The sequence below is a fragment of the Bradyrhizobium diazoefficiens genome, from assembly GCF_016616885.1.
Lineage (GTDB): Bacteria > Pseudomonadota > Alphaproteobacteria > Rhizobiales > Xanthobacteraceae > Bradyrhizobium > Bradyrhizobium diazoefficiens_F.
The window spans coordinates 58,828-84,257 of the sequence record NZ_CP067102.1; the positions used below are offsets into that span (position 1 = coordinate 58,828).

General features: G+C 64.9%; 22 protein-coding genes and 2 pseudogenes. 16 read left to right on the top strand and 8 right to left on the bottom strand.

Translation table 11 applies throughout. The features are described from left to right. Positions 1 to 4: 4 nt before the first annotated feature. From JJC00_RS00245 to JJC00_RS38830, 3 genes and pseudogenes are all read left to right on the top strand, one after another. Positions 5 to 931, top strand: a complete 927-nt coding sequence (locus JJC00_RS00245; protein WP_200470798.1) for a hydrogen peroxide-inducible genes activator — start codon at positions 5 to 7, stop codon at positions 929 to 931. 77 nt (positions 932 to 1,008) lie between these two features. Further along, a complete protein-coding gene (locus tag JJC00_RS00250) occupies positions 1,009 to 1,524 on the top strand; it encodes a GNAT family N-acetyltransferase (RefSeq protein ID WP_200470799.1) in 516 nt (171 codons plus the stop codon). After that, positions 1,473 to 1,580 (top strand): annotated as a pseudogene (locus JJC00_RS38830) (glutathione S-transferase family protein); the annotation flags it as partial. The gene JJC00_RS00250 and the pseudogene JJC00_RS38830, both read left to right, overlap by 52 nt. 152 nt (positions 1,581 to 1,732) lie before the next feature. Here the strand turns inward: JJC00_RS38830 and fabI are convergent. The 3 genes from fabI to fabA form a co-directional block, all read right to left on the bottom strand. Beyond that, the gene (gene fabI / locus JJC00_RS00255) at positions 1,733 to 2,533 is read right to left on the bottom strand and encodes an enoyl-ACP reductase FabI (protein ID WP_200470800.1); all 801 of its coding nucleotides are present in this window, start codon (positions 2,531 to 2,533) and stop codon (positions 1,733 to 1,735) included. Positions 2,534 to 2,711: 178 nt separating this feature from the next. Further along, positions 2,712 to 3,935 (bottom strand): beta-ketoacyl-ACP synthase I, encoded by a 1,224-nt coding sequence (fabB, locus tag JJC00_RS00260; protein ID WP_200470801.1) that lies wholly within the window; start codon positions 3,933 to 3,935, stop codon positions 2,712 to 2,714. 40 nt (positions 3,936 to 3,975) lie between these two features. Further along, positions 3,976 to 4,497 carry a bifunctional 3-hydroxydecanoyl-ACP dehydratase/trans-2-decenoyl-ACP isomerase gene (gene fabA, locus JJC00_RS00265; protein WP_200473936.1) on the bottom strand — a complete coding sequence of 174 codons (522 nt, stop codon included), beginning with the start codon at positions 4,495 to 4,497 and terminating at the stop codon, positions 3,976 to 3,978. A 348-nt stretch (positions 4,498 to 4,845) separates the two neighbouring features. On the opposite strand from fabA, the gene irrA reads away from it, so the two are divergent. Beyond that, on the top strand, positions 4,846 to 5,337 hold the full coding sequence (irrA, locus tag JJC00_RS00270) for an iron response transcriptional regulator IrrA (protein WP_200470802.1): 492 nt from the start codon (positions 4,846 to 4,848) through the stop codon (positions 5,335 to 5,337). A 176-nt stretch (positions 5,338 to 5,513) separates the two neighbouring features. Here the strand turns inward: irrA and JJC00_RS00275 are convergent, their stop codons facing one another. Next, positions 5,514 to 6,044, bottom strand: coding sequence for an SH3 domain-containing protein (locus tag JJC00_RS00275; protein ID WP_200470803.1), 531 nt, complete (start codon positions 6,042 to 6,044; stop codon positions 5,514 to 5,516). A gap of 325 nt (positions 6,045 to 6,369) precedes the next feature. On the opposite strand from JJC00_RS00275, the gene JJC00_RS00280 reads away from it, so the two are divergent. Next, entirely contained in the window at positions 6,370 to 7,371 is a 1,002-nt protein-coding gene (locus JJC00_RS00280) for a 2-hydroxyacid dehydrogenase (protein WP_200470804.1), read from the top strand. A 3-nt stretch (positions 7,372 to 7,374) separates the two neighbouring features. Here the strand turns inward: JJC00_RS00280 and JJC00_RS00285 are convergent, their stop codons facing one another. Beyond that, positions 7,375 to 8,277 carry a LysR family transcriptional regulator gene (locus tag JJC00_RS00285; RefSeq protein ID WP_200470805.1) on the bottom strand — a complete coding sequence of 301 codons (903 nt, stop codon included), beginning with the start codon at positions 8,275 to 8,277 and terminating at the stop codon, positions 7,375 to 7,377. A gap of 118 nt (positions 8,278 to 8,395) precedes the next feature. On the opposite strand from JJC00_RS00285, the gene JJC00_RS00290 reads away from it, so the two are divergent. Next, positions 8,396 to 9,403, top strand: coding sequence for an aldo/keto reductase (locus JJC00_RS00290; RefSeq protein ID WP_200470806.1), 1,008 nt, complete (start codon positions 8,396 to 8,398; stop codon positions 9,401 to 9,403). Between the two features lie 9 nt (positions 9,404 to 9,412). On the opposite strand, the gene JJC00_RS00295 is transcribed toward JJC00_RS00290, so the two are convergent. Then, on the bottom strand, positions 9,413 to 10,216 hold the full coding sequence (locus JJC00_RS00295) for a HesA/MoeB/ThiF family protein (protein WP_200470807.1): 804 nt from the start codon (positions 10,214 to 10,216) through the stop codon (positions 9,413 to 9,415). 91 nt (positions 10,217 to 10,307) lie between these two features. On the opposite strand from JJC00_RS00295, the gene JJC00_RS00300 reads away from it, so the two are divergent. Further along, a complete protein-coding gene (locus JJC00_RS00300) occupies positions 10,308 to 11,669 on the top strand; it encodes a serine protease (RefSeq protein WP_200470808.1) in 1,362 nt (453 codons plus the stop codon). A 3-nt stretch (positions 11,670 to 11,672) separates the two neighbouring features. On the opposite strand, the gene ggt is transcribed toward JJC00_RS00300, so the two are convergent. Further along, positions 11,673 to 13,352: a gamma-glutamyltransferase gene (ggt, locus tag JJC00_RS00305; protein ID WP_200470809.1), complete on the bottom strand. Its 1,680-nt coding sequence runs from the start codon at positions 13,350 to 13,352 to the stop codon at positions 11,673 to 11,675. A gap of 244 nt (positions 13,353 to 13,596) precedes the next feature. On the opposite strand from ggt, the pseudogene JJC00_RS00310 reads away from it, so the two are divergent. After that, a pseudogene (locus JJC00_RS00310) lies at positions 13,597 to 14,336 on the top strand (AAA family ATPase). A gap of 261 nt (positions 14,337 to 14,597) precedes the next feature. On the opposite strand, the gene mutM reads toward JJC00_RS00310, so the two are convergent. Further along, on the bottom strand, positions 14,598 to 15,479 hold the full coding sequence (mutM, locus tag JJC00_RS00315; protein ID WP_200470810.1) for a bifunctional DNA-formamidopyrimidine glycosylase/DNA-(apurinic or apyrimidinic site) lyase: 882 nt from the start codon (positions 15,477 to 15,479) through the stop codon (positions 14,598 to 14,600). An 81-nt stretch (positions 15,480 to 15,560) separates the two neighbouring features. Between mutM and ubiE the strand changes: the two genes are divergently transcribed. The 8 genes from ubiE to JJC00_RS00355 all read left to right on the top strand — a co-directional run bounded on the left by ubiE (position 15,561) and on the right by JJC00_RS00355 (position 25,318). Further along, complete coding sequence (ubiE, locus tag JJC00_RS00320) at positions 15,561 to 16,322, top strand: bifunctional demethylmenaquinone methyltransferase/2-methoxy-6-polyprenyl-1,4-benzoquinol methylase UbiE (protein WP_200470811.1); 762 nt, start codon at positions 15,561 to 15,563, stop codon at positions 16,320 to 16,322. After that, on the top strand, positions 16,319 to 17,893 hold the full coding sequence (gene ubiB, locus JJC00_RS00325; protein ID WP_200470812.1) for a 2-polyprenylphenol 6-hydroxylase: 1,575 nt from the start codon (positions 16,319 to 16,321) through the stop codon (positions 17,891 to 17,893). Before ubiE ends, ubiB begins: the two co-directional genes overlap by 4 nt. Before the next feature lie 57 nt (positions 17,894 to 17,950). Beyond that, positions 17,951 to 19,399 (top strand): bifunctional phosphopantothenoylcysteine decarboxylase/phosphopantothenate--cysteine ligase CoaBC, encoded by a 1,449-nt coding sequence (gene coaBC / locus JJC00_RS00330; protein WP_200470813.1) that lies wholly within the window; start codon positions 17,951 to 17,953, stop codon positions 19,397 to 19,399. After that, positions 19,396 to 19,854 carry a dUTP diphosphatase gene (gene dut, locus JJC00_RS00335; RefSeq protein ID WP_200470814.1) on the top strand — a complete coding sequence of 153 codons (459 nt, stop codon included), beginning with the start codon at positions 19,396 to 19,398 and terminating at the stop codon, positions 19,852 to 19,854. Before coaBC ends, dut begins: the two co-directional genes overlap by 4 nt. A gap of 190 nt (positions 19,855 to 20,044) precedes the next feature. Further along, on the top strand, positions 20,045 to 22,549 hold the full coding sequence (locus tag JJC00_RS00340; protein ID WP_200470815.1) for a sensor histidine kinase: 2,505 nt from the start codon (positions 20,045 to 20,047) through the stop codon (positions 22,547 to 22,549). Beyond that, entirely contained in the window at positions 22,546 to 24,066 is a 1,521-nt protein-coding gene (gene tsaE, locus JJC00_RS00345) for a tRNA (adenosine(37)-N6)-threonylcarbamoyltransferase complex ATPase subunit type 1 TsaE (protein WP_200470816.1), read from the top strand. The genes JJC00_RS00340 and tsaE overlap by 4 nt, the downstream gene beginning before the upstream one ends. A gap of 87 nt (positions 24,067 to 24,153) precedes the next feature. Then, positions 24,154 to 24,471, top strand: a complete 318-nt coding sequence (locus tag JJC00_RS00350; protein ID WP_200470817.1) for a PilZ domain-containing protein — start codon at positions 24,154 to 24,156, stop codon at positions 24,469 to 24,471. Positions 24,472 to 24,595: 124 nt separating this feature from the next. Next, complete coding sequence (locus JJC00_RS00355) at positions 24,596 to 25,318, top strand: nucleotidyltransferase family protein (RefSeq protein ID WP_200470818.1); 723 nt, start codon at positions 24,596 to 24,598, stop codon at positions 25,316 to 25,318. Positions 25,319 to 25,430 lie beyond the last annotated feature (112 nt).

The following is a 25,430-nucleotide window of genomic DNA, read 5'->3' on the forward strand; positions in this document are numbered from 1 at the left end:
TCTGATGATCAACGTGACGCTGCGCCAACTGCGGTATTTCGACGCGTTGGCGCGCCATGGTCATTTCGGCCGCGCCGCGGAATCCTGCTCCATCTCGCAGCCGGCGCTGTCGATGCAGATCAAGGAACTCGAGGAAGCGCTCGGCGGGCTGCTGCTGGAGCGTAGCGCCCGACAGGTCGCGCTGACCCGGTTCGGCGAAGAACTCGCACAACGCGTCCGTGACATCCTGCGCTCGGTCGATGAACTGGGCGATTTCGCCCGCGCCTCGCAGGACCGCTTTGCGGGCCGCCTGCGCATCGGCATGATCCCGACGATCGCGCCCTATCTGCTGCCCAAGATCACAAAGAACCTCACGCGTCTGCATCCGGAGCTCGACATCCGCGTGCGCGAGACGATGACGCCACGGCTGATCCAGGAACTGGTCGAGGGCCGGCTCGACACCGCCATCGTCGCGCTGCCGGTCTCCGAACCCTCGCTCACCGAGGTCGCCCTGTTCGAGGAAAAATTCCTGCTGGTGCGGCCAGGCACGGACGCGGGCACGCCGGTGCCGTCGCGCGAGATGATGCGGGAGATGCGGCTCTTGCTGCTCGAGGAGGGCCATTGTTTCCGCGACCAGGCGCTGTCGTTCTGCAACATGCAGTCGGCGCCACCGCGCGAGATGCTGGATGCGAATTCGCTGTCGACATTGGTCCAGATGGTCAGCGCCGGCATCGGTGTCACGCTGATTCCGGAGATGGCGGTGTCGGTGGAGACGCGATCGGCCTCGGTCTCGCTGTCGCGATTCCGCGATCCCGAGCCCTCGCGCACCATCGGCATGGTCTGGCGCAAGACCAGCCCGCTGGCGCGGCAGCTGCTCCAGATTTCCGAGGTGGTGTGCCTGTCGGCCGGCAAGGCGCGCCCGCGGCAGGCCGCACGCAGCCAGCGGGCCTAAGGGGAATTTTCCTGGACTACCGGGATCATTAAAAGCGACTTGCCGCATACGGCCGGCAGATCGAACTGGAAGTGCCAATGCCTGATCTGATCATCCGCCCTGCCCGTCCCGACGAATATGACGAGATCGGCCGCGTCTGGACGGAGAGCTGGGTCTCGACCGGGCTCGCCGAGGCCAGCGAATACCTGCTGGCCAATTTGCGGGCGCGCATCCGGCGCGAGATGGAGAACGGCTGGAGCCTGTTCGTCGCCGACGACAACGGCACGATCGCCGCCATGCTCGCGCTGCATCTGCCAAAGCTCTATCTCGACATGCTGTTCGTCGGGCCCGCCTATCAGGGGCAATCGCTCGGGCGGAGGTTACTTGCCTTCACGCGCACGCACATGCCGGATGAAATGTATCTGCGCTGCGTCCGCGAAAACGAAAAGGCCTGGCGCTGGTATGAGCGCGAGGGCTTTGTGTTCGAGAAGGAAGAGGTCGAGCCGTCGAACGGGTTCATGATGAAGTACTACCACTGGAAGAACAAAGGAAATGCGCCATCATCAAGCTCTATTGGTCACCCCGCTCGCGTTCGTTCTCGACGCTCTGGCTGATGGAAGAGAGCGGGCTGCCCCATGAGCGCGTGCTGACGGCGCTGCATGGCGCGGCTGGCATTCCAGTGTGCGGAGAAGATCGCGGCGGAATAAACCAACTCTCGTAGGGTGGTCAAAGCGAAGCGTGCCCACCATCCGTTTCGCAATCGTTGAGCGAGATGGTGGGCACGTCGCTTGCGCTCCTTTGCCCACCTACGGCGCTATAAGCCTACTCCGAATCCTTCAAATCATCCGGCCTCGGCATCAGGACGGTGTTGTAGCCGGAATCGACATAATGGATCTCACCGGTCACGCCGCCCGAGAGATCTGACAGCAGATACAGCGCCGAGCCGCCGAGCTCGTCGAGCGTGACACCGCGGCGCAGCGGCGAGTGCTTTTGCATGAACGCGAACATCGCGCGCGCCTCACCGATGCCCGAGCCGGCGAGCGTGCGGATGGGGCCGGCTGAGATCGCATTGACGCGGATGCCGCGCGGTCCGAAATCGGAGGCGAGATAGCGCACCGAGGCTTCCAGCGCCGCCTTGGCCACGCCCATCACGTTGTAGTTCGGCATCGAGCGCTCCGAGGCGCCGAAGGTCAGCGTGATCATGCTGCCGCCCTCCGTCATCAGCTCGGCGGCGCGCTTTGCGACCTCCGTGAACGAGAAGCAGGAAATCACCATGGTGCGCGAAAAGTTCTCGCGGCTGGTGTCGGCGTAGCGGCCCTTCAGCTCGTTCTTGTCGGCGAAGCCGATCGCGTGGATGACGAAGTCGAGCTTGCCCCACTTTTCGCGCAAGACGTCGAACGTGGCATCGACGCTGGCGATGTCCTCGACGTCGCACGGCAGCACCAACTCGACGCCGAGAGACTCCGCGAGCGGCTTGACGCGCTTGCCGAGTGCCTCGCCCTGGAAGGTGAAGGCGAGCTCGGCGCCGTGGGCATGCAGCGTCTTCGCCATGCCCCAGGCGATCGAATGATCATTGGCAATGCCCATGATCAGACCGCGCTTGCCTTGCATCAAACCGTCCATTGCTTCTTTACTCCCACTATTCCCGGGTCATCGCCCGCCTTGTGCGCACTCGCGCACTGGGGCGGGCGATCCAATATTCCAGAGACGTATGTGATAGATCGAGAAGCCAGGGCGTACTGGATGCCCCGCCCCCCGTGCGCAATTGCGCACTAGGCGGGGCATGACAGCATCGCTGAAATCATACATCCAGCCGGCTGAACACCAGGGTGGCGTTGGTGCCGCCGAAGCCGAACGAGTTCGACAGCACGGTGCCGATTTTGACGTTGTCGATGCGCTTGCGCACGATCGGCATGTCGGCGAACACGGGGTCGAGCTCCTGGATGTGCGCGCTTTCGCAGATGAAACCGTTGTTCATCATCAGCAACGAGTAGATTGCCTCCTGCACGCCGGTCGCGCCCAGCGAGTGGCCGGTCAGCGCCTTGGTCGCCGAGATCGGCGGGCACTTCTCGCCGGCGCCGAACACGCGGCGGAGCGCATCGATTTCCGGCGGATCGCCGGCCGGCGTCGAGGTGGCGTGCGGATTGATGTAGTCGACCTTGGTCTTCACCGTCGACATCGCCATGCGCATGCAGCGCTCGGCGCCTTCACCCGACGGCGCGACCATGTCGTAACCGTCCGAGGTCGCACCATAGCCGACGATCTCGCCGTAGACGCGTGCGCCGCGCGCCTTGGCGTGCTCGAGCTCTTCCAGCACCACCACGCCGGCACCGCCGGCGATGACGAAGCCGTCGCGGTTGACGTCATAGGGACGCGAAGCGGTGGCGGGCGTGTCGTTGTATTTCGACGACATCGCGCCCATGGCGTCGAACAGCACCGACAGCGACCAGTCAAGCTCCTCGCAGCCGCCGGCGAAGACCACGTCCTGCTTGCCGATCTGGATCGTCTCATAGGCATTGCCGACGCAATGGTTCGACGTCGCGCAGGCCGAGGAGATCGAATAGTTCACACCCTTGATCTTGAACCAGGTCGCGAGCGTCGCGGACGCCGTGGACGACATCGCCTTCGGCACGGCGAACGGACCGACGCGCTTCGGTCCCTTGGTGCGGGTGATATCGGCGGACTCGACGATGGTGCGCGCCGAGGGACCGCCGGAGCCCATGATGATGCCGGTGCGGATGTTGGAGACTTCGTCAGGCGACAGGCCGGAGTCCTGGATCGCCTGCTCCATCGCAACGTGATTCCACGCCGCGCCCTGGCCGAGGAAGCGCATCGCACGGCGGTCGACCACCGTCGAAGGATCGAGTGTCGGCGCACCTTGCACCTGCGAACGGAAGCCGAGTTCGGCATATTTCTCGGCCCGCGAAATGCCCGACTTCGCCTCGTGAAGGCTCGCAAGCACTTCCTGGGTGTTGTTTCCGATCGACGAGACAATACCCATCCCGGTGACCACAACCCGCCTCATGACAGCCTCGCCTTAATCGTTGTCTTCTCGGTGATGCGCGTTAGCCCAGGCTCGTGCCCTGCTTGAACAGGCCGACCTTCAGATCCTTCGCGCGATAAATAATCTGGTCGTCGACCGAAAGCCATCCGTCGGCAATGCCGAGCACGAGCTTTGAACGCATCACGCGCTTGATATCGACGTTGTACACAACCTTGCGGGCCTCGGGCAGCACCTGGCCACTGAACTTTAATTCGTTCAAGCCGAGCGCGCGGCCACGACCTTCGCCTCCGGTCCAGCCCAGATAAAAGCCGACCATTTGCCACAGCGCATCGAGGCCGAGGCAGCCGGGCATCACCGGATCGTTCTTGAAGTGGCAGCCGAAGAACCAGAGGTCGGATTTCACGTCGAGCTCGGCGCGCACCACGCCCTTGCCGTACTCGCCGCCATTGTCGCTGATTTCCGTGATGCGGTCGAACATGAGCATCGGCGGCAGCGGCAGTTGGGCATTGCCCGGGCCGAACATCTCACCGCGGGCACATGCCAGCAGATCTTCGTATTCGTAACCGTTGCGCCTGTTCAGCATGCGGAAGCCTCTGTTTGAACCCCGATTGAGCGGCGTTTCTGGCAAAAATGGGCCCCGTTTCGTTCGGAAAGCAACGCCAAGTGACGTCGTCAGGCGCAAGTCCGAGCCGGGATCGACTGCGGGCCGGGCCTCAATACCCGGCTGCGCCAAAATCGGTTAGGCGGAACCGCGCGCTCTCTAACACAGGCCTTTTCGGGTAGCAAAGCGGTCCCATGAAGGTAAAATGACCGGGACCTGGCCCGGTTCCTTTACGGATTAGAACCACTCTAGTTGCGAGAAACTTGCACCTGCATCTATCTGTCCATATATTGCAGATAGATAGTGTTCACGCGTGCCCGAATTCTGGAAATGAGCGAAAACAACGCCACTCATCACGACGAAGACGCCCACGCGGCGGCCCTTCTATCCGGCCGCCAGCCGGCCCTGACCGGCTGCCCATGGCACGACGTCAATGAAATGCTCCAGTCTGCCGGCCTGCGCCCGACGCGCCAGCGGATGGCTCTCGGCTGGCTGTTGTTCGGCAAGGGTGCGCGCCACCTCACCGCCGAAATGCTCTACGAGGAAGCGACGCTGGCCAAGGTCCCGGTCTCGCTCGCAACCGTCTACAACACGCTGAACCAGTTGACCGATGCCGGCCTGCTGCGCCAGATCAGCGTCGACGGCACCAAGACCTATTTCGACACCAACGTCACCACGCACCATCACTACTACCTCGAGAACAGCCACGAGCTGGTCGATATCGAGGATCCGCATCTGGCGCTGTCCAAGATGCCGGAGGTGCCGGAAGGCTACGAGATCGCGCGCATCGACATGGTCGTACGCCTGCGCAAGAAGCGCTGAGATCGTCTTAAACTGTTAATTTGATCGTCATGGCCGGGCTTGTCCGGCCATTGTCGTTTTACCCGGTCGTTCCGGGATGGCGCGAAGCACCAGACCTCAGGTGCGCAATTGCGCACCGGGGAATCTCGAGATCCCGGGCTCGATGCTGCGCATCGCCCTGGGATGACCCTTCGGGGTCAGTTGACCTGCTCGTCGGCGTAGACGCCCCAAAGCCGCTCCTGCTGGATCCAGCCGTCGAAGCCGTTGCCGGTGACGTGGCACCAGCTGGTGGTGCACTTTTTCACCTGCGTGACGACGCCGGCCTGAAGCTTTGCGGCCACCGCGCTGTCGGGATCGGCGCGGTCATAGATCGGCACCAGATCGTCCTTGTGCTTCATGGTGACCACGGCAGTGCGGCGACCCGACAGCAGCGAATGATAGACCCAGCCCTCGGCGCCCTCGGAATCGCGCACCCGGCGCCAGTTCTCGAACTCGGCGGTGATTTCGACCGGCAGGCCGGAACGGGTGTAGACCCAGGCCACGTCATTGTCCTTGGTCGGGCCGGCGCGGACGTTCACATGATCCGATTTGAGGCTGACATAGCGCGGCACCGGAAGGCCGCTGGCCGTCTGGGGGGTGTTGTCCTTGGCCGAGTGCCCGGGGCTGACCGAGGCGCTCAACCAGGTGCAAACGAGCGCCATTACCGAACAAAAACGCCCCAACGCCATCAACCCGTCTCCTGTCGAAGACCCGGCCAGACCAGGTCCTCACCCCAAATTCCAAAACCTGCCGTGAAACCCCTCTCCCGCCCCTGCGCGGATGTTCCGCCAAGCCAAACCCGTGGTTCTTGTCTTGGCCCGGCCTTCTGCTAGAGAGGACGGACATCTGAACAACCAGTTTGCCCCGATTTTCCAGCCGGAAAGTGGGGGGAAAGCTTGAAGGAAACGCCGGGGACGACACGGCTAAGGCAGTGTCGAACAACCGGGTTAATGAGGCCTCAACGGCCGGCCTTTGGCGACAGAGGCGGCCTGCAACGCCTCATGAGGGCAAGACATGTCGGTGAAGAAAAAGCCCCTCGTCGTGGTGACGCGCAAGCTGCCGGACTCGATCGAGACCCGGATGCGCGAGCTGTTCGATGCACGCATCAATCTCGACGACGCGCCAATGTCGGCGGAGCAGCTCGCCGAAGCCGCGCGCACCGCCGACATCCTGGTTCCGACCGTCACCGATCACATCAGCGCCGACATCGTCAATCAGCCCGACTGCAAGCTCCGTCTGATCGCGAATTTCGGCAACGGCGTCGACAATATCGACGTCGAGGCCGCGCATGCCCGCGGCATCACCGTCACCAACACGCCGAAGGTTCTGACCGAAGACACCGCCGACATGACCATGGCGCTGATCCTGGCGGTGCCGCGCCGGATGATCGAAGGCGCCTCGGTGCTGACGGAAGGAAAGCCCTGGGCGGGCTGGTCGCCGACCTGGATGCTCGGCCACCGCATCGGCGGCAAGCGCCTCGGCATCATCGGCATGGGCCGCATCGGCCAGGCGGTCGCGCGCCGCGCCCGCGCCTTCGGCTTGCAGATCCACTATCACAACCGCCGTCCCGTCGCGCCGAAGATCGCCGAAGAGCTTGGTGCGACCTATTGGGAAAGCCTCGACCAGATGCTGGCGCGGATGGACATCATCTCGGTGAACTGTCCGCACACGCCGGCGACCTATCATCTGCTGTCGGCGCGCCGGCTGAAGCTGATCCGCAAGGACGCCTACATCGTCAACACCGCACGCGGCGGAGTTACCGACGAGGACACGCTGATCAAGCTGATCGAAGGCGGCGAAATCGGCGGCGCCGGTCTCGACGTCTATGAGCACGAGCCGGCGGTCAACCCAAAGCTGGTGCGGCTCGCCAAAGCCGGCAAGGTGACGCTGATGCCGCATATGGGCTCGGCCACGATCGAAGGCCGCGTCGAGATGGGCGAGAAGGTGATCATCAACATCCGCACCTTCCTCGACGCGCACAAGCCGCCGGATCGCGTGCTGCCGAGCATGCTCTGAGGTTTATTTGCTGCGCTTGCGCCAATCGGCGACAAAATCGATGAAGGCGCGCAGCGCCGGCGGCACCTGGCGCCGGCTCGGATAATACAGGAACGGACCCGGGAACGGCTCGCACCAATCTTCCATCAAGCCGACCAGCGCACCGGACTTCACGGCGTCGCCGACATAGCCATCGAGGCTTGCCCAGATGCCGACGCCGTCGAGCGCGGCGCGCATCGCAAGACTCATGTTCGTCGATATCAGTTTTGCAGGCGGATCGACCTTCATGATCTGGCCGGCTTTCTCGAACTCCCAATCATGCATGACGCCGCTCGAGTAGCGCGCGCGGATGCAATCGTGATCGAGCAGATCCTTTGGATGTTTCGGTCGGCCGCGGCGCGCGACGTAAGCCGGCGACGCGACCACGACATAATGCTGCGGACCGCTCAGCGGAATCGCCACCATGTCCTGCGCGAGGTGTTCGCCATAGCGCACGCCGGCATCATAGCCCGCGCTGACGATGTCGACGAAGCCGCTTTCGGAGACGACATCGAGGTCGACCTGCGGATAGGCCGCGAGAAAAGGCCCGACCATCGGCGTGAGCACGAGATCCACCGCCGGCGGCGGCGCGTTGATGCGCAGGCGGCCCGAGGCAACCTCGCGCAGGCCTCGCACCTGATCCAGGGCATCGCCGACCTCGCGCAAGGCCGGGCCAACCCGCGACAGCAACAGCTCGCCTGCCTCCGTCAGCGCGACGCTGCGGGTGGTGCGGTTCATCAGGCGGACGCCGAGACGCTCCTCCAGATCCCGTAACCGCTGGCTAAGGCTCGACACAGACACGCGAATTTCGACCGCCGCCCGCCGGAAATTGCGGGTGCGGGCGACCGCCACGAAGGCGTCGAGATCGCGCAGGTCGGGATCGGCCATTGTTCGGTAAGATGAACAAGCTATTCCAGATTGTCCAGCTTATCGCCGTAATGGACAGGGCGCATATCTGGCCTCGTCACGCGGCGCCGTCGGCCGCCGCCTTTCGAGGAGAGCCATTATGGAACAGCGCAAACTCGGTTCGACCGGCCCCAACGTCTCCGCCCTTGGCCTCGGCTGCATGGGCATGTCCGAAGTCTACGGCGCCGCCGATCGTGGCGAAGCCATCGCCACCATTCACGCCGCGCTCGATGCCGGCATCACGCTGCTCGACACCGGCGATTTCTACGCCATGGGTCACAATGAGATGCTGGTGCGCGAGGCGCTGAAAAATGTCGCGCGCGAAAAAGTGCAGATCAGCGTGAAGTTCGGCGCGCTGCGCGGTCCGGCTGGCGAATTTGTCGGAATGGACACGCGGCCAGCCGCAACCAGGAATTTCTTGGCCTATTCGCTGCAACGCCTCGGCACCGACTACATCGATGTCTATCGCCCGGCGCGTCTCGATCCCTCTGTGCCGATCGAGGAGACGATCGGCGGCATCGCTGATCTCGTGAAGGCAGGCTATGTCAGGCATATCGGTCTGTCCGAGGTTGGCTCCGACACCATCCGCCGCGCACATGCGGTGCATCCGATCGCCGATCTCCAGATCGAATATTCGCTGATCGAGCGTGGCATTGAGCGCGACATCCTGAAAACCTGCCGCGAGCTCGGCATCGCCATCACCGCCTATGGCGTGCTGGCGCGCGGCCTGATCAGCGGCCATTGGTCGAAGGAGTCCGGCAAGACCGGCAGGGATTACCGGCTGATGACACCACGCTTCCAGGGCGCGAATCTCGACGCCAATCTCGCGCTGGTGGAGCAGCTGCGCACTATTGCCGCCGAGATCGGCGCAACGCCGGCACAGGTCGCGATCGCCTGGGTCGCCGCGCAGGGCAAGGAGATCGTGCCGCTGGTCGGCGCCCGCACCCGCAACCGTCTTTCCGAGGCGCTCGGCGCGACCAGGGTGACGCTGACGCCGGCACATCTCGCCGCCCTGGCAAAAGCCTTCCCGCCAAACGTTGCCGCCGGCACGCGCTATGCGGCCGAGCAGATGGCGCATCTCGACAGCGAAAAACCGGCGACGAAGTAGCGGCTTCGATCAGGTGCGATGGGCGCTGAGGTCAGTCATGACCGGCCCATCGCCGTTGAGCGGATTGGCCGGATCGCGCGCATAGCGCAGCGTCTCGAAGCGCATCGCGCGTGCATCGATCATCAGGAGGCGGCCGACCAGGCCGTCGCCAAAGCCGACGATCTCGCGGATCGCCTCCATTGCCATCATCGAGCCCATGACGCCCGCAAGCGCGCCCATGACGCCGGCCTCGGCGCAGGCCGGCACGGTACCGGGCGGCGGCGCCTCGGGAAACAGGCAGCGATAGGTCGGGTTGAACAGGCCCTGCTCGTTTGTCTCATGCGCGCGGATGGTGGTGAGCGAGCCGTCGAACGTGCCGAGCGCCGCGGTGATCAGCGGCCGCTTCGCGAAGAAGCAGGCATCCGAGACCAGATAGCGCGTCGAGAAATTGTCGGAGCCGTCGAGCACGAGATCGTAGTCGCCGATCAGGCTCAGCGCATTGTCGGCATTGAGCCAGGTGGCGTGGCCAACGAAGCGGACATGCGGATTGAGCGCCGCGATCCGCTCGGCCGCGCTCTCGACCTTGTGCCGGCCGATGTCGGGCGTCGTGTGGATCACTTGGCGCTGCAGGTTGGACAGCGACACGACGTCGTCGTCGACCACGCCGAGCGTGCCGATGCCGGCCGCAGCCAGATACATCAGAGCCGGCGCGCCGAGCCCGCCAGCGCCGATCACCAGCGCGGAGGCCCGCTTCAGCGCAGCCTGGCCGGGACCGCCGACATCGCGCAAGACGATATGGCGGGCATAGCGTTCGAGTTCGTCCGGGCTGAGCAAGCTCTTCTACTCCTGAACCACCGCAACATTGTTCGCGACCAACGAGATGTGCTTCAATGGCGGCGCGTTCAATGGGCTGGCTGGATTTGTCATGAGATCGATGCTTGCGGCAACACTGATGTTGGCGTCCGCCACAGGCACCAGCGCCCAGATGACGACCCCGCAGGTCCCCGGCGCCAAGCCGAAGGTGGTCCAGACGGTTCCGATCAAGCCGCCCGCCCTGCAGACGGCGTCGGAAACCGCGGACGCGATGGCGCAAACCGAGCGGCTATCGCTGCAGTCCGACCTCGCCTGGGTCGGCGAATATAACGGCGCCATCACCGGCGACGTCAGCTCCCGCATGGTCGACGCCATCAAGGAGTACCAGAAAGCCAAGGGCGGCAAGCCAACCGGCGTGCTCAATCCGCAGGAGCGCGCCGCGCTCGCCGAGACCGCGCGGCGCAAGCAGGACAGCGTCGGCTGGAAAATCGTGACGGAGATGACCAGCGGCGCGCGGCTCGGCATTCCCTCAAAGCTGGTGCCGCAGCAGGCCACAGACGCCAACGGCTCGAAATGGAGCTCGCCGACGGGAACGGTGCAGGTGCTGCTGAGCCGCCGTAAGGAGGCGAACCCCACGACCGCAAAGCTCGCGGACGCCGAGAAGAAGGAACCGGCCGGACGCAAGGTCGACTACACCGTGGTGAAGCCCGACTTCTTCGTGCTGTCGGGATTGCAGGGCCTGAAGAAATTTTACGTGCGCGGCACCTTCAAGGGCGACGAAGTCCGCATCATGACGATCTTGTACGACCAGGCGACCGAGAACACGGTCGAGCCGGTCGTGATCGCGATGTCGAGTGCGTTCAATGCATTCCCGTCAGGGCCGCAGGCTGGACCGCCGCCGCGCAAAGCCGTCGAATACGGCACCGGCATCGTCGTCAGCGATGACGGCGCGATCATCACCGATCGCCTCGTCACGGATTCCTGTCTCGCCATCACCATCGGCGGCTACGGCAATGCGGATCGTCTCGCCGAGGACGGGGAGCACGACCTCGCGCTGCTGCACATCTATGGCGCACGTGGCTTGAAGCCGCTCAGCCTCGCCGGCGGAGCGGCCAAAACAAGCGTCGATCTCGTCGGCGTCGCCGATCCGCAGAGCCAGGGCGGCGCGGCCGGCGTGTCGACCGTCAAGGCCGCGCTGGCATCGGTCGGTGGCGGTGATGCCGCACTGTCGCCGCCACCAGCCGTTGGATTTTCCGGCGGGCCGGCGGTTGATGGCGAGGGCAAGTTCGCCGGCCTTGTGCTGTTGAAGCCGGCAATGGTTGCGGGGCCGGCGACAACGGTGCCGGCATCACAGGCGGTGATGGTTTCCCCTGATGCTGTGCGCGATTTCCTGAAAGCGAACGGCGTCGCCGCCAACGGCACGTCGACGGATGCTCAGGCAGCGGTCGTGCGCGTGATCTGCGTGCGGAAGTAATGATCAATTCAGCCTGAACCTGATCCCGCTCTTCGCAAGGCCGCCGGAGATCCCGACCGGCGTGCCGTCCGCGCGCCAGCAGGCGGCGCCGGTCATGGTGCCGTCGTCGTGGAAGGCGATCCCGTTCATGCCGCCGGCGACCGTCGCGACCGGCTGCACCTTGTGGCCCAACGCCGCGAGCCTCGCACGGACGCTCTCTGGAACGGCTTGCTCGACCTCGAGCGCGTTGCCCTCGGTCCAGACCCGCGGCGCTTCGACCGCTTCCTGCAGGCTCATGCCGTGGTCGATCAGATTGACCAGCGCCTGCATCGCGCTTGGGAAGATGCGCTTTCCGCCGGGGAGGCCCAACGCGTAGCGCAGCTTGCCGTCACGAAGCGCCATCATCGGCGACATCGAGGTCGTCACGCGCTTGCCCGGCGCCAGCGACAGCGCATGGCCCGGCCGCGGATCGAACAGGTTCATGTAATTGTTGGCGATGGCGCCGAGACCCGGAATCATGATCTTGGCGCCGAACAGATTGTTGATGGTCTGCGTGGTCGCGACCACGTTGCCGAAGCTGTCTGCCGCCGTCATGTGCGTGGTGTGCGCGCTTTCGAGCTGCGTCACGCCGGCGCCAAAAGCCTGCGCCCGCGCCGGATCGATGGCGCGGCGGCGCTCCTCGGCGTAGGCTTTTGACGTCAGCTTCTCCACGGGCACGCCGACATAGTCTGGGTCGCCGCTGGCGGCGGCGCGGTCGGCGAAGGCGATCTTCAGGACTTCGGCGAGGTAGTGGATGGTCTCTGATGTGCCGAAGCCGAGCCCGCCGATGTCGTAGCCTTCCAGGATGTTCAGCATCTGTGCGATGTGCACGCCGGAGGCCGCGGGCGGCGGTGGCCCCAAAATGGTCCAGCCGCGATAGTCGGCGCGGATTGGCTGGCGCTCGACGGTCTTGTAGCTCGTCAGATCGTTGCGGCGGATGAAGCCGCCGGCCTTCTCCATGTAGTCGACGAGAATGTCGCCGAGCGGCCCCTCGTAGAGCGCTTTCTCGCCGTGGTCGGCGATATAACGAAGTGTCTCGGCATATTCAGCCTGCACCACGCGGTCGCCAACCTTGAGTTGCTCTCCATCAGGCAAATAGATCGCCGCGATCGGCTTGTCCTTGCGCATCGCGACGGCGCTCTCGCGGATGCATTCATGCAAGTACGGCGTCGCGGCGTAGCCGCGCGCGGCATGCTTGATTGCGGGCTGCATGATTTCGGCGAGGCTCATGGTGCCGAACCGGCGCAGCGTCTCGCACCAGGCTTTCAGCGAGCCCGGCGTGGCAACCGCCTTCGGGCCGTTCAGGTTCTCGTTGCCAACGGTGTCGAACACGTCGTGGGCCGAGCCCGGCCTGGAGGTGTAGGTGGTGTCGCGGACCGCCGCCGGCACCGTGCTCTGGCCGTCGATGAAGCGGTGGCTGCCGTCGGCGAGGCGGATATGCGCCATGCCGCCGCCGATGATGCCGACCATCATGGGCTCGACCACGGTCAGCGTGAACAGGGTGGCGATCGCAGCATCGATGGCGTTGCCGCCGGCGGCCAGCATCTCGGCGCCGGCGCTGGAGGCCAGGGGATGGTTGCTCACCACCATGCCGCGGCTCGCGACCGCCGGCATCTTCTGACACTCAAAGCTCGTTGCCGTCCTGTCGCGCCAATTTCCGCCCATGTCCCTTGCCCTTCTTATTCACTGCGGCGAGCACATCACACGCAGGATTACGGGTCCAGTAATGGTACGGATTAGCTGGCATTCCCGATTCTGCCATCATCCTACCCGTCGATTCGGACATCCGCGGTCCCCTTTGGATCGGGCAGGGCACGTCCTGAGCGAGAAGAGCTCAGCATCCAGTGGCGATGCACGTTCGCGTGGCGTCACCCCAACGACCCAGGCACTCCAAAGGATTCAACTTTCCATGCACACGATCGTACTGGCCACCCAAAAGGGCGGCAGTGGCAAGAGCACGCTCGCCATCGGCCTCGCGCTGGCCGCCAAGCGGGCCGGCTTCACCGTCCGCCTGATCGAGACCGACCCGCAGGGCACCCTGTCCAACTGGCAGCGCCGCCGCAACAACGACGATGTCGTCGTCGAACCGATCTATCACGCCGCAGATGTCGCGCCGCGGCTGAAGATGCTGGCCGACAGCGGCCTCCAGCTCGCGATCGTCGACACCGCGGCCGGCCTCAGCGCCGCGACCACCGCCGCGATCCGCCATTCCGACCTCTGCCTGATCCCGGCCCGCCCGAGCGTCGCCGATATCGAGGCCACTGTCTCGACGCTGAGCGTCGCGCGCGCCTGGAAGCGGCCCTACAGCTTCGTGCTGAACCAGACGCCGATCCGCGGCCAGCGCATCGACAACGCGGCCAACGCGCTCGCCGAAGAAGCGGCGCTCGATCTCGTCGACGTGCTCGCACGCCCATGATCGTGATGCGCAACGATCACCAGGACTCGCTCGCCAACGGTCTCGCCGTCAGCGAATTCGCGCCGAACGGCAAGTCGACCGAGGAAATCCGCGGGCTCTGGCAGTGGATCGAGACCCGGCTCGAGCTCTCCGCCGGCAATCTGCTGATCGATCAGGTCATGTCGGCGGCAGATGGGATGCTGCATGCCGCTGCCGGCCTTCTGGCGGACGAGACCAACGCTCTGGCATCCTGAGCGGGCGATCGCTCAGGACGCAGACGAGCTCTTCGCTATCCGGTGAATGAGCCCAAGCGACGAAGCAATCCGGCCACCAGCCCGGCCGGATTGCTTCGCTTCGCGTTTTTGTTCGAGGGCGAACGCGCCCTCGAACAAGAATCTCGAAAACAACCCCATGCACAGTGAACCGCTGCCGGCCAGCACGACCCGGTGGCGGCACGCAGGCATTTGACCTGTCGGGCGAAATGGCGCTGCGCCAGATTTTGTAGCTGTGCTACGTCACTTCTGGCATTTCGGACACCAGAACGTCGACCGGCCGTTCTGGGTGAAGCGCTTGATCGTGCCGCCGCAACGCGGTGTCTTGCAGACTTCGCCCTCGCGGTCGTAAACCTTGAACGAATGCTGGAAATAGCCGAGCTCGCCCGAGGTCTGGCGATGGTCGCGCAGGGACGAGCCGCCGGCCTTGATGGCGTCGTTCAGCACGGTGTGGATCGCACCGACCAACCGCTTTGCGTGATCGGTCGACTCACCCTTCTTGGTCGAGAGCGTCGCGGCGATCCGGCGCGGCGACAGATGCGAGCGGTGCAGGGCTTCGCAGACATAGATGTTGCCGAGACCCGCGACCACGCGCTGGTCGAGCAGTGCGGCCTTCAGGCTGGTGGTCTTGTCTTGGCAGGAGCTCGCCAGCATCGCCGCATCGAACTCGTTGCCGAGCGGCTCGGGGCCGAGGTCGCGCAGCAACGGCTCGTCGTCGAGCGCGCTGCGCGCGATCACTTTCATGTAACCGAAACGGCGCGGATCGTTGAAGACGATGTCCGCGCCGGAGGACATCCGAAACAGCACGTGGTCGTGCGTGGAATCCTTGCCCCTAGGATAGTGAAACTCGCCGGGCGCAGCCTCGTTGTCCGGCTTGATGACGCGGAACGAGCCCGACATGCCCAGATGCATCAACAGCACGTCGCCGGAGGCGAGATCGGCCATGAGATATTTTGCACGGCGGCCGAGCCCCGTGACGATCTGCCCCTGGAGCCGGGCCACGAAGTCGGGCTGGAACGGAAACCGCAGATCCGGCCGGCGGGCCTCCGCGACGACGATTTTCGCACCCTCCATGACGGGCTGAAGGCCACGGCGGACGGTCTCGACTTCGGGCAATTCAGGCATGGTCGGGCATTCACCTTATGAGGGCGGTGTGATAGCGCCATTGCGCCGGCCGCGCTATGGTCGGCGTCGTGGAGTAGAGTAATGGATCGGCCGGGCGAAACCACGCATTTTGGCTTCAAAGACGTTCCCCTGGGGGACAAGCAGACGCTGGTCAACGATGTGTTTCACAGCGTGGCGTCGCGCTATGACTTGATGAACGATTTGATGTCCGGCGGCCTGCATCGGGTCTGGAAGGACATCATGATCAACGCGCTGGATCCGCCGCGCGGCGACCGGCCGTTTGCATTGCTCGACGTTGCCGGCGGCACCGGCGACATCTCGTTCCGCGCCGCCAAGGCCGCAGGTCCGGGCTTCCATGCCACCGTCTGCGACATCAATTCCGCCATGCTGGCGGTCGGCCGCGAGCGTGCCGCCAAGCGCCACCTCGAGACTCAGGTCGATTTCGTCGAGGGCAATGCCGAAGCGCTCGCCTTCGCCGACCGCAGCTTCGACGCATATACGATCGCCTTCGGCATTCGCAATGTGCCTGAGATCGACAAGGCGCTGCGCGAGGCCTATCGCGTGCTAAAGCCGGGTAGCCGCTTCCTGTGCCTGGAATTCTCCACCGTCGAGATGCCCGGCCTCGACAAGATCTATGATCTGTTCTCGTTCAAGGTGATCCCGCCGCTCGGCCGCATGGTGACGGGCGACGCCGAATCCTACCAATATCTCGTCGAATCGATCCGCAAGTTTCCGAAGCCAAATGTGTTCGCCGATATGATCCGCGACGCCGGCTTCTCGCGCGTGAGCTTTCAGACCCTGACCGGCGGCATCGTCGCACTGCATTCGGGCTGGCGTTTGTGATCTCTGCCATCACCCACATTTCGCGCCTGATCCGCGCCGCGTTCGTCTTTGCGCGCGAGGGCGTGTTCGGCGCCGTCGACCCGAGCCTGGTGCCGCCGCCTGGACAGCTTGCGCTGAAACTCGCGCGTATCATCGAACGCCGTGGCGACAAGCAGGGACCACGGATCTCGCGCGCGCTGACACGGATGGGCCCGGCCTATCTCAAGCTCGGTCAGTTCCTGGCGACGCGTCCCGATGTCGTCGGCTTCAACATGGCGCGCGACCTCGAAAGCCTTCAGGACCGCCTGCCGCCGTTTTCGCAAGCGGAGGCCGAAACGACAATCTCGACATCGCTGGAACGGCCGCTGAAGGATGTATTCGTGAGTTTCGGCCCGCCGGTGGCGGCCGCCTCGATCGCGCAGGTGCATCGCGGTGAGGTCGAACGCGATGGCGTCCGCAAGCCGGTTGCGGTCAAGGTGCTCAGGCCGAACGTGGCGTCGCGCTTCCGCCGCGACCTTTCCGATTTCTTCTTCGTCGCCCACAAGGCCGAGGCCTATTCATCCGAGGCCCGGCGCCTGCGCCTGATCGAAGTCATCAACACCATGTCGCGCTCGGTCGCGATGGAGATGGATTTGCGGCTCGAGGCGGCCGCGCTGTCCGAGATGGCGGAGAACACGCGCGACGATCCTGATTTCCGCATTCCGACCGTCGACTGGGACCGCACCACGCACAACGTGCTGACGATGGAGTGGATCGACGGCATTGCGCTGAACGATCACAAGCGCCTGGAGGAGGCGCAGGTCGATTTGCCCGATCTCGGCCGCAAGGTAATCCAGAGTTTTCTGCGCCACGCGCTGCGCGACGGCTTCTTCCACGCCGACATGCATCCGGGCAATCTGTTCCTGGACGATGCCGGTCGTCTCGTCGCGGTCGATTTCGGCATCATGGGGCGGCTCGGCATGAAGGAGCGGCGCTTCCTCGCCGAAATCCTGCTCGGCTTCATCACCCGCGACTATCGCCGCGTCGCCGAAGTGCATTTCGAGGCGGGGTACGTGCCCGCGCATCACTCGGTCGAGAATTTTGCGCAGGCCATCCGCGCCATCGGCGAACCGATCCACAATCGCACCGCCGAGGAAATTTCGATGGCGCGGCTGCTGACCCTGCTGCTCGAAGTCACCGGCCTGTTCGACATGACGACGCGGCCCGAGCTGATTCTGCTGCAAAAGACCATGGTCGTAGTCGAGGGCGTGGCGCGCGGCTTCGATCCCAGGCTCGACATCTGGAAGGTCGCCGATCCCGTGGTGCGCGAATGGATCGAGCGCAATCTCGGGCCGATCGGCCGGGTGCAGGGCGCGCTCGCCGGTGGCGGCGACCTCGCCCGCATCCTGATGCGTCTCCCGGATCTTGCCGCGCGTTCGGTCGCGGTGCTCGAGCAGTTCGAGACCATGACGCGCGAGGGCCTGCGGCTGTCGCCGGAGAGCATCGCCGCGATGGGCCGCAGCGAGGGCCGCAAGAACCGCTGGCGTACCGTGGCGCTCTGGATCATTGCCGCGACCTTCATCGGCATCCTGATCGCCGTCCGGAATTTGTGATTGCACTGCAATCACGTTGGTGATAGCATCGCTATCATTCCGTGCTGGAGGGGCGTCATGGCAAGCTTGACCATCCGCAAGCTCGACGAGGGCGTTAAAACCTATCTGCGCCTGCGCTCGGCCAAGAACCACAGGTCGGTCGAGGAAGAGGTCCGGGTCATCCTGCGGGAGCTGATCGAGGGCCGCGAAGAGCCGCTGACGCCGTTTGCGGTACCGCCCGAGGCATCCCCTGCGGCTGCGTCGGCGCGCACCAGCGCCGTCCCCGAGGCCAGCGTCACCCTGATCATCGGCGGCGGCATCGCAGCCTTCAAGTCGCTCGACCTGATCCGCAGGCTGAAGGAGCGCCGCATCGAGATCCGCTGCGTGCTCACCAAGGCGGCAGAGCAATTCGTCACGCCGCTCTCGGTCAGCGCCCTTTCCCATGAGCGCGTCTACACCGACCTGTTCGATCCCCGGAGCGAGTTCGACGCCGGCCATATTCGCCTCGCGCGCGACTGCGATCTGATCGTGGTGGCCCCGGCGACCGCCGACCTGATGGCCAAGATGGCCAACGGCCATGCCGACGATCTCGCCAGCGCCATCCTGCTCGCGACCAATCGAAAAATCCTGCTGGCGCCGGCGATGAACCCGCTGATGTGGAACAATCCGGCGACGCGACGCAACGTCGCACAGCTTCAACGCGACGGCATCCTGCTGATCGGCCCCAACTCCGGCGAGATGGCCGAAGCGGGCGAGGCCGGCGTCGGCCGCATGTCCGAGGCGATCGAAATCGCGACTGCCGCCGAGCGGCTGCTGCGGCCGCCGGTGCCGCGCCGGCTCGCCGGCAAGCGCGTGCTGATCACCGCGGGTCCGACCCACGAGCCGATCGATCCGGTGCGCTATATCGCCAATCGCTCTTCGGGCAAGCAGGGCTTTGCCATAGCCGCGGCGGCGCGGGCCGCCGGGGCCGACGTGATTCTGGTGAGCGGCCCGGTCGATCTCGACGACCCCGCTGGCGTCACGGTGAAGCGCGTGGAATCGGCGCGGCAGATGCTGGAGCAGGTGCAGGCAGCACTTCCCGCCGACATCGCGATCTTCGCCGCCGCCGTCGCCGACTGGCGCGTCGCCAATGAAGGCGGGCAGAAGCTGAAGAAGACCTCGGCCGGCATGCCGCCGCTTCAATTGGTCGAGAACCCTGATATCCTCGCCACGATCTCCAAGCTCGCCGACAAGCGCCCGCCGCTGGTGATCGGCTTTGCCGCCGAGACCGAACACCTGATCGACAACGCCAAGACAAAACTCGCCCGCAAGGGCTGCGACTGGATCGTCGCCAACGACGTCTCGCCCGCCACCGGGGTGATGGGCGGCGACCGCAACACCGTCCACCTCATCAGCAAGAATGCTGAGAACAACGGCGAGATCACAGTTGATTCCTGGCCGGTGATGACCAAGGAACAGGTCGCCATCGAACTGGTCGCGCATATCGTGAAAAGCGTGACCGACAAATCCCGGGAGCCGGCATCTTGAGCACGACAATCACGGTCGAACTGCAGCGCCTGCCCCATTCGGAAGGCCTGCCGCTGCCGGCCTATCAGACGACGGAAGCCGCCGGCCTCGACCTGATGGCGGCGGTGGCAGACAGCGAGCCGATGACGCTTTCGCCCGGCCAATACGCGCTGGTGCCGACGGGGCTTGCGATCGCCTTGCCGCCCGGACACGAGGCCCAGGTGCGGCCGCGCTCCGGGCTTGCGGCCAAGCACGGCGTCACCGTGCTGAACTCGCCCGGCACGATCGACGCCGACTATCGCGGTGAGATCAAGGTGATCCTGATCAACCACGGCACAGCGCCGTTCGTGATCAAGCGCGGCGAGCGCATCGCGCAGATGGTGATCGCGCCCGTGGTCCAGGCCGCACTGGTTCCGGTAGCGACGCTGTCCTCGACCGATCGCGGCGCCGGCGGCTTCGGCTCGACTGGCCACTAACGTGCGGCAACTCCAGCCGAATCACCCGAAGAACTACGTGGACCGGAACCCCGAGCCCGGCATTTTTGTGGGACCGCCTTTGCGTTCACGGTCTGGACTCTTACCGGTGGAGTCACGGTGAGGGTATTGTCGTTTGATTCGCGTGCGGCGGGGGTCGCCGCGCGTAAATCTGTGCGGTCTCGGGGCAACTATGTCAGGCGTGATCGTGTCGATGCGTCGGACGCTGTTGTCGTGCACTTCGTTGGCGCGCAACGGCTTGTTGGGAGGCGCTCTCGCAGCGCTGCTGCCGGCTGAGCCGGCGGAGGCCGCCGACCTCGTCGACACACTCTCGATATTGCTGGACTTCAACCGGCAGGAACTCGCGGTGCTGGCCACCGCGCTGGCTTTGCTCGGCTTCTCAGTCGTGGCCGCGATCCTGCTGATGCGCACGCGCGTGCGCACGGCCAAGAACGAGGCGGGGCTGCGCGCACGAATCCGGGAACTCCAGCTTCAGTCCGATCGCTTCGGCGCGCTGCTGTTCGCCGAACCGCAGGTTCTGATCTCCTGGCCGGCCGGCGATGATCGCGCACAAGTCTCAGGCGACATCTCGATGGTGTTGCCGCGCGATTCGTCGCCACACCGCGTGCTCGCCTTCGGAACCTGGCTGCCGCCGGAACCGGCGCTGCAGATGGATCACGCCGTCGATGCGCTGCGTGAGCGCGGTGACGGCTTCCAGCTCACGCTGACGACTGCCAATGGCCACACGCTGGAAGCGATTGGCCGCGCCATCGGCGGCCAAGCCATTGTCCGGATTCGCGAACTCTCCGGCCTGCGGCGCGATCTGGCCGAGACCCATCTGCGCTACAGAGCGCTCTCCGACGAGACCGAGATGCTGCGCGGCTTCGCCAGTGCTGCGCCATGGCCGATCTGGGCCAAGGGCGAGAACGGCGCGCTGACCTTCGCCAATCCGGCCTATGTGCGCGCGACGGAAGCGACCAGCATCATTGACGCCCAGCAGCGCAAGCTCGAGCTGCTCGACAGCGCCGACCGCACCGCCATGGAGCGCGGCCTGAAGGACGCCGCGAGCTTTACCTCGCGGCTGCCGATCGTGATCGGCGGCGAGCGGCGCATGTACGACGTGCGCGCAGTCAATGTCGGCAACAGCAGTGTCGGTGTCGCGATCGACGCCAGCGAGGCGGATGCGCTGAGCGCAGCCCTGGTGCGGATGGCGGAGGCGCATCGCCGCACGCTCGACCAGCTCTCGTCCGGCGTTGCCGTGTTCGACGGCCATCGCCGGCTCGCCTTCTACAACGATTCCTACCGGCGGCTGTGGGACCTCGACCGCACCTTCCTCGACGCCCAACCCGACGATTCCAGCGTGCTCGACCAGCTCCGCGCCGCGCGCAAATTGCAGGAGCAGCCGGACTTCCGCGCCTGGAAGGCCAAGCTGCACGAGGCCTATCGCGCGGTCGAGGCCGCCAAGGACACCTGGTACCTGCCTGACGGGCGCGCGCTGTCGGTCGTCACCACGCCCAATCCCGAAGGCGGCGTCACCTATCTGTTCGACGACGTCACCGAGAGTCTCGAGCTCGCCCGCCGCTTCGACGGCATGATCCGGGTCCAGCGCGAGACCCTGGACAGCCTCGCCGAGGGCGTCGCGGTGTTCGGCAGCAACGGCAGAGCGCAGCTGTTCAATCCGGCGTTCCTGCGGATGTGGAAGCTGTCGAACGACGCCATGCGCGAGGAGCCGCATATCCAGACCGTCGAGGGCTGGTGCCACCAGCTGTTCGACGAACCCGTGGTCTGGCGCCAGATCCGCGAGGCCATCACCTCGATCGAGAACCGTGCCGACGTGCCGATCAAGCTGGAGCGCAAGGACGGCAGCGTGCTCGACGGCATGATCCGTCCGCTGCCTGACGGCGCGACCATGCTGACCTTTCTCGACATCACCGACACCGAGAATGTCGAGCGCGCGCTGCGCGAGCGTAACGAGGCGCTGGAGACCGCCGACCAGATGAAGGTGGATTTCGTCCACCACGTCTCCTACGAACTGCGCTCGCCGCTCACCACCATCATCGGCTTCGCGCATTTCCTCAGCGACCCCTCGACCGGCCCGCTGACGCCGAAGCAGGCGGAATATCTCGACTACGTCACCAAATCGACCAATGCGCTGCTCGCGCTCACCAACAACATCCTGGATCTCGCCACCATCGACGCCGGCGCCATGAAGCTGGAACTCGGCCCGGTCGACGTCAGCAAGACCATCGAGCTCGCCGCCGAGGGCATCCAGGACCGGCTCGCCACCGACCGCATCCGCCTCAAGGTCGAGATCGCGCCCGATGTCGGCAGCTTCGTCGGCGACGAGAAGCGCGTGGTGCAGGTGCTCTATAACCTCCTCGCCAACGCCGTCGGCTTCTCGCCGCAGGATTCCACCGTCGGGATCAGCGCGCGCCGCACCGAGCGCAGCGTGGTCTTTATTGTGACAGATTCCGGACCTGGAATACCCGCCGACATGAAGGACAAGGTGTTCAACTGGTTCGAAAGCCGCTCGCAGGGCTCGCGTCATCGCGGCGCCGGGCTCGGGCTGTCGCTGGTGCGATCCTTCGTCGAGCTACATGGCGGCAAGGTGCAGGTGGATTCGGTCGTCGGCAAAGGCACGGTCGTGATCTGCGACTTCCCGACCGACCAGGCGGCGCATCGCGACGCCGCCGAATGACCGCACCGGCTACATTTTCCGTCGCGCTCTACAACGAGACGGCCACCGCGCAACTGATGGCCGATTTGGCGCTGCTGGTCGGCCCCGGCGATGTCATCACGCTCACCGGCGATCTCGGTGCCGGCAAGACTGCCGCGGCGCGCAGCCTGATTCGCTACCTCGCCGACGACGAAGAGCTGGAAGTGCCAAGCCCGACCTTCACGCTGGTGCAGGGTTACGAGCTGCCGGCATTTGCCGTGATGCATGCGGACCTCTATCGCGTCGAGGATGAGAGCGAGCTCGAGGAGATCGGGCTGTCACCGCTGCCGGATGCGACGCTGGTGCTGATCGAATGGCCCGAGCGTGCGCCGTCGGCGATGCCCGCGGACCGCATCGACATCGCGCTGACGCATCGCCCGGCGCTGGGCTCGAATGCGAGGGCCGCCGACATCACCGGTTATGGCAAGGCCGCCGCCACTGTGGCGCGACTAAAGGCGCTGCGGGAATTCCTCGACGCATCCGGCTATGTCGACGCAGGCCGCAAGCGCATGCCCGGCGACGCCTCGACACGTTCCTATGCGCGGCTGATCCGCGACGACGGCGTCGTCATCCTGATGAACTCGCAGCAGCGCCCCGATGGCGCCGCGATCTACAGCGGCAAATCCTACAGCGCCGCGGTGCATCTTGCGGAGAACATCAAGCCGTTCGTCGCCATCGGCGAAGGCCTGCGCGCGGCAGGAATTTCGGCACCCGCGATCCACCATTTCGATCTCGACCATGGCTTTCTGATCTCGGAAGATTTCGGCAACGAAGGCGTGATCGAAGGCGATCCGCCACGCCCGATCATCGAGCGCTATGAAGCCGCGACCGACGTGCTGGCGGTGTTGCATGGCAGGTCTCTGCCGGAGACACTGCCGCTGAACGGGCAGACCTATGCCATTCCCGCTTTCGACACCGACGCACTGCTGATTGAAATCGGCCTGATGCCGGAATGGTATCTGCCCGATCGCGACGCGCCCTTGAGCGACGAGAAGCGCGCGGAATTCTTTGCGATGTGGCGCGAACTGCTGAAGAAGCCGCTGGCCGCGCCGAAGACGTGGATCATCCGCGACTACCACTCGCCCAATCTGATCTGGCTTGCGGGTCGCACCGGCATGGCACGCGTCGGCGTGATCGACTTCCAGGACACCGTGCTCGGACCGCGCTCGTACGACGTGGTGTCGCTGCTGCAGGATGCCCGCATCGACGTGCCCGAAGCCCTCGAGCTGACGCTGCTGTCGCGCTACATCAAGGCGCGCCGCACCGAGGATGCGAGCTTCGATCCGGCCGGTTTTGCCGAGCTCTATGCCATCATGTCGGCGCAGCGCAACACGCGCCTGCTCGGCACCTTCGCCCGGCTCAACCGCCGCGACGGCAAGCCGCATTATCTGCGCCACCAGCCGCGGATCTGGACCTACCTCCAGCGTTCGCTGGCGCATCCGGCGCTTGGCTCCTTGCGCGACTGGTATCTCGCGAACGTCCCGCCGCCCCAATCCTGAACGGCGGCCGGTTTACCGGCTGTTAGCCATCGCGCCAGTATCATCGCCCGCAGGCAGCCGCACGAATAGGGGCTGGAGCAAAGGCAGATGGCGGTCAAGACGGACCAGCGCGGGAACAGTCGAGTTGTTTTCGAACGTGGGGTGCCGGCCCAGATGATGGGGATCGACGGCACCTGGCGGCGCGAATGCACCATGGAGGACGTCTCCGAGAGCGGCGCCAAGCTGACCATCGACGGCTCGGTCGAAGGTCTGCATCTGAAGGAATTCTTTCTCGTATTGTCGTCCACCGGACTTGCGTACCGGCGCTGCGAACTGGCCTGGATGAATGGCGACCAGATCGGCGTCAATTTCCTCAAGCAAGGCGACAAAAAGAAAAAGGCGCGTTCCACAGCCGTCGGGGCGTAACGGCAACACACGTCGCACAACCGTCACGGCGGGTGGTTAAGGCCGTTGAGATGCGGTGCGGTCGAGTCCGGTCCGTGCTAGGATTCCTGCAAACGCGAATTTCAGAGGTTCGAGAAAGCGAAGCATGTCCGTCAAACCGACCAAAGCCATGGTGCTCGCCGCTGGGCTCGGCCTGCGCATGCGTCCACTGACGGATCAGATGCCGAAGCCGATGGTGCCGGTCGCAGGCCAACCGCTGCTCGACCACGTCCTCGACAAGCTCGGCCAGGCCGGCGTGACCGAGGCGGTGGTCAACGTGCACTATCTGCCGGACCAGATCATCGACCACACCGCAACGCGCCAGCATCCGCGCGTGACCATCTCGGACGAGCGCGACCACGTGCTCGGCACCGGCGGTGGCGTGGTCAAGGCATTGCCGCTGCTCGGGGATGCGCCATTCTTCCATGTCAATGCCGACACGCTGTGGATCGACGGCGTGCGCTCCAATCTGGCGCGGCTTGCGGAAAACTTCGACCCCGCGCGCATGGACATCCTGCTGCTGATGGCGCCGACCGCCACCAGCATCGGCTATAGCGGCCGCGGCGACTACGGCATGCTGCCCGACGGTGCACTGCGCAAGCGCAAGGAAAAAGAGATCGTCCCGTTCGTCTATGCGGGCGCGGCCATCCTGTCGCCGACGATCTTCGCCGACGCGCCGCAGGGCGAGTTCTCGCTGACAAAAATGTTCGATCGCGCCAATGAGCAGGAGCGCCTGTTCGGCCTCCGGCTCGATGGCGTCTGGATGCATGTCGGCACGCCGGATGCGGTCCACGCCGCGGAAGAGGCGTTTTTGGAGAGCGTGGCGTAGAGATTCCCGTCATTCCGGGACGCGCGTAAGCGCGAACCCGGAATCTCGAGATTCCGGGTTCGATGCTTTGCATCGCCCCGGAATGACCGTGGGACAGCGGGGACGACTTGCC